Source organism: Rhodoferax sp. (assembly GCF_014859475.1).
Classification (GTDB): domain Bacteria; phylum Pseudomonadota; class Gammaproteobacteria; order Burkholderiales; family Burkholderiaceae_C; genus Rhodoferax.
Genome location: NZ_JACUUE010000241.1, coordinates 1 through 3,413, shown reverse-complemented (window position 1 = coordinate 3,413; position 3,413 = coordinate 1). Strand labels below are relative to the sequence as shown.

Genomic DNA, 3,413 nt, shown 5'->3' with positions numbered 1-3,413 from the left:
GCGCCGCTGCTACTGTTGGCAAGTAAGCCTGAACGGCAGCGTTTTTAGCGCAATAAAAAAGGCACCTTCGGGTGCCTTTTTTTTGGGCTGTGCCCATGAATCCAGAGCGACGCCCCAAATCATGACAGCGCACCGCTCGTCGCGAGCCCTCCGAATCGGCCCGATACCGCACACGATCCTTGAATAGAGCCTTCGTCACTGCGAGCCCCCCGTATCCGGCCCGATACCGCACACGGACCTTGAACAAAGACTTCGTCACTGCGAGCCCTCCGTACCTGGTCCGATACCGCACACGGGCCTTGAACAGAGACTTCGTCATCGCGAGCGAAGCGTGGCGATCCATGACTTCCGGGGTCATGGATTGCGTCACTGCGTTCGCAATGACGGGGCTGTTCATGGAAAGCGAAGCGCGGCAGTCCATGCAGTCCGGGGACATGGATTGCTTCACTGCGTTCGCAATGACGGGACAGCTCATGGAAAGTGCTCTGCAAGCTGATCTGGCAGCGCCTCAGGCGTGGCTGACCCATTTTGCGTAATCAAGCTGCTCGAGGTGGGGCAGGGTGTTGTAAGTCAGCAAGGCATGGCGCTTTGGGGTGAACGCAAACTCGCTCACGGCGGTGTTGCGCAGGCGCATGTTGAGTTCGATCATGGCCTCCGGTGGTGTCGCCAGCACATGACCAATCGCGCAGGCAATCGGCCCGCCGCTGGAGACCAGCAGCACGCGTTCGGCCTGGCTCTGGCGCACATGGTCGAGCACCTCGACCACCTGCTGGCCAAAGGTGGGCCAGTCGGGCATGTTCTGCGGACGGGTGTTGCCCAGCATCCATTGCAGCAAACCGGTGCGCAGCAAGCGAAAGTAATGGCGGTAGTTTTCCGGCGTGGCGCTGCGATCCAGCGGCGCGGGGTGTACGGCGGCAATCACGGCGTCGCTGTCGTATTCGTTCAGGCCGGGCCACTGTACGGCTGGCAAGGGCAGCCCCAGGCCTTCGCTGATGCCGCTCAGGGTTTGCGAGTGGCGCTTGAGTGTGCCGCTGAGCACGGCATCGAAGTGGATGCCTTTGCTCGCAAAGTGGCGGCCAAGGCGCACACTTTGGCGCATGCCCAGGTCGCTCAATTGATCGTAATTGTCAGTGCCAAACGAGGCTTGACCGTGGCGAACGAGGTAAAGAATGCTCATGGCCTCAAGCCGCCAGGCTGGCAGCATAAATTTTCAGGGTCACGGCCAGCGCCGCCACGCCGCGGTGAATCTCGGCCACAGGGGATGTTTTGCTGGATGGCAGGCCGCCGGCAAAACTGATGATGCCGGGCTTTTCGGTGACCGTCAGGATTTCGCGGATCACCGAGGGGTTCATGCGCTCAGCGCGGCGCGCCAGCTGCCAGGAGGAAGTCGCAGTGGTCATGAATGTGCTTTTGAGGGTTTGGAAACAGCGGCGCAAGGCGCTGACATGGCCCAGTGCGCGGCGCTGCGCGCGTGCAAGGCGGTGGTGTCAAAGAGGGGCAGTTGACAGTCTTGCGCTTGAATCAGCAGGCCTATTTCGGTGCAGCCCAGAATGATGCCTTGCGCGCCGCGCGCGCCCAGATCGGCGATGACCCGCTGGTAGGTCTGGCGTGAAGCGTCATGCACCTGGCCCAAGCACAGTTCCTGGTAAATGATCTGGTGCACCTGGTCGCGGTCGGCCTGGGGCGGCGTCAGTACCGTCAGACCGTGGTCTTGTTCCAGGCGGCTGCGGTAAAAGTCTTGTTCCATGGTAAAGCGCGTGCCGAGCAGACCCACGGTGGTGTAGCCCGCTTGCCGCAGGGCCAGCGCCGTGGGGTCGGCAATGTGCAGCAAGGGGATGCGCACGGCCTTCGAGATGGCCTCGGCCACCTTGTGCATGGTGTTGGTGCACAGCACCAGCGCGTCGGCACCGGCGCCTTCGAGCTTTTGCGCAACGTCGGCCAGCAGGGCCCCGGCGGCTTGCCACTGGCCGCTGGCTTGCAGCTGTTCAATGTCGGCAAAGTCCACGCTGTAAAGAATGATCCGGGCCGAATGCAGCCCGCCCAACCGGGCTTTGACGGTTTCGTTGATCTGGCGGTAGTAGGGCACCGTTGACTCCCAGCTCATGCCGCCAATCAGGCCGAGGGTTTTCAAGGGGTGTGTTGTCATGGGTGATTTCCTTGGCAGGGTGCTGCCGGACTAAACTGTGGCCATCCACAACGCTGTCGCCACCAGCACCGCTGACATGCAGCGGTTGAACCAGCGCAGCCGCCGCCCGCCATGCGCCGGGTCGGCCAGCCACTGGCGCAACAATGTGCCGACCAGCGCGTAGCCCAGGTTGCTGGCCAGGGCAAACATCAGCAACAGCGGCAGCACCACGGCAAACCGTGCCCACAGGTCATCGCGCCCGGCCAGCCAACCGGCCACCACGGTGAGCGCCAGCATCCAGGCCTTGATGTTGAGAAATTGCAGCATCACACCCTGCCAGAAGCTTACATTGAGTTGATCGGATCTGGCTTGGGACAGTTGCTGGGCGTGCCAGAGTTTCCAGGCCAGCCAGAGCAGGTAAGCCACACCCGCGGTTTTCACGCCAAGCCGCAGCGGCGGCAGGCTGACCACCAAGGCGCCCACGCCGCTGGTGCACAAGCCCAGCAGCAAACCCCAGCCCACTGGCACCGCCAGCACAAAACGCAGCGCGCGCGGCAGGCCAAAGTTGGCCGCCAGAGCGGTGGACAGTGTGGTGTTGGGGCCGGGGCTAAAGCTCACCGCTGTGCACAGCAGCAAGAGCGCGGTGATCTCGGCGCCAGTCATGCGTTGTTCACACCAGCCTGGCTTGCGCCGTGTGGGGCTGCGGCCGGTTCAATGCACCACGACCGGGTTTTGCGCCAGTTCGGCGTATTGCTCCAGCGTGTCTTCGACTTCTTCCTGGGTGGGTGTTTTGCTCTGCCAGGCCGAGATTTGCTGTTGAAACAGCTCGGCCCAGGAGCCATCAAGGTACACCTCTTTATTGGCGCGTTTATCGACAATTTCGAAGCCGTGGCGGATGAGCTGCGGCACGATCAGCAGTTGCTCGCCCGCCTTCATGTCGTCGGGCTGCACGTCGGCTGTGACGGCGTTGGCCAGCATGTGGGTGACCGAATAAGTTTCAGAGTCGTAAAGCGTGTGCATGCGTCAAATTATCCATGAATCCGGCTGACCATGATCGTGGTGGCGAATCAACCTAGATTCCTCAGTTGGACGCGTCCGAGTGGGCTGCTGGCAGCGTGTCTGGGTAGGCGCGACGACGCAGCGGGCTACTGCCCGCAAGGAGAAGCAACGACCCCAGGCACGTTGCCAGCGGCACATGCGCTCGCGTAGCGCTTTCACCCAAAAGGTGAACGTGATCGAAGTCACTTTTTCTAATCAGTTCAATGCCTTATCGAAGTTTTCAAGCGGT

General features: G+C 61.8%; 4 protein-coding genes and 1 pseudogene. All 5 read right to left on the bottom strand.

The window, feature by feature from the left end; translation table 11 throughout:
- Positions 1-508: 508 nt before the first annotated feature.
- The 5 genes and pseudogenes from IBX54_RS13730 to IBX54_RS13710 all read right to left on the bottom strand — a co-directional run bounded on the left by IBX54_RS13730 (position 509) and on the right by IBX54_RS13710 (position 3,145).
- Entirely contained in the window at positions 509-1,177 is a 669-nt protein-coding gene (locus IBX54_RS13730; protein ID WP_296543219.1) for a histidine phosphatase family protein, read from the bottom strand.
- A 73-nt stretch (positions 1,178-1,250) separates the two neighbouring features.
- Positions 1,251-1,400, bottom strand: a pseudogene (locus IBX54_RS13725) (PLP-dependent aminotransferase family protein); the annotation flags it as partial.
- Positions 1,397-2,146: an aspartate/glutamate racemase family protein gene (locus tag IBX54_RS13720; protein ID WP_296543218.1), complete on the bottom strand. Its 750-nt coding sequence runs from the start codon at positions 2,144-2,146 to the stop codon at positions 1,397-1,399. The gene IBX54_RS13720 and the pseudogene IBX54_RS13725, both read right to left, overlap by 4 nt.
- Positions 2,147-2,176: 30 nt before the next feature.
- Positions 2,177-2,788, bottom strand: coding sequence for a LysE family translocator (locus IBX54_RS13715; RefSeq protein WP_296543217.1), 612 nt, complete (start codon positions 2,786-2,788; stop codon positions 2,177-2,179).
- A gap of 48 nt (positions 2,789-2,836) precedes the next feature.
- Complete coding sequence (locus IBX54_RS13710; RefSeq protein WP_296543216.1) at positions 2,837-3,145, bottom strand: DUF3567 domain-containing protein; 309 nt, start codon at positions 3,143-3,145, stop codon at positions 2,837-2,839.
- Positions 3,146-3,413 lie beyond the last annotated feature (268 nt).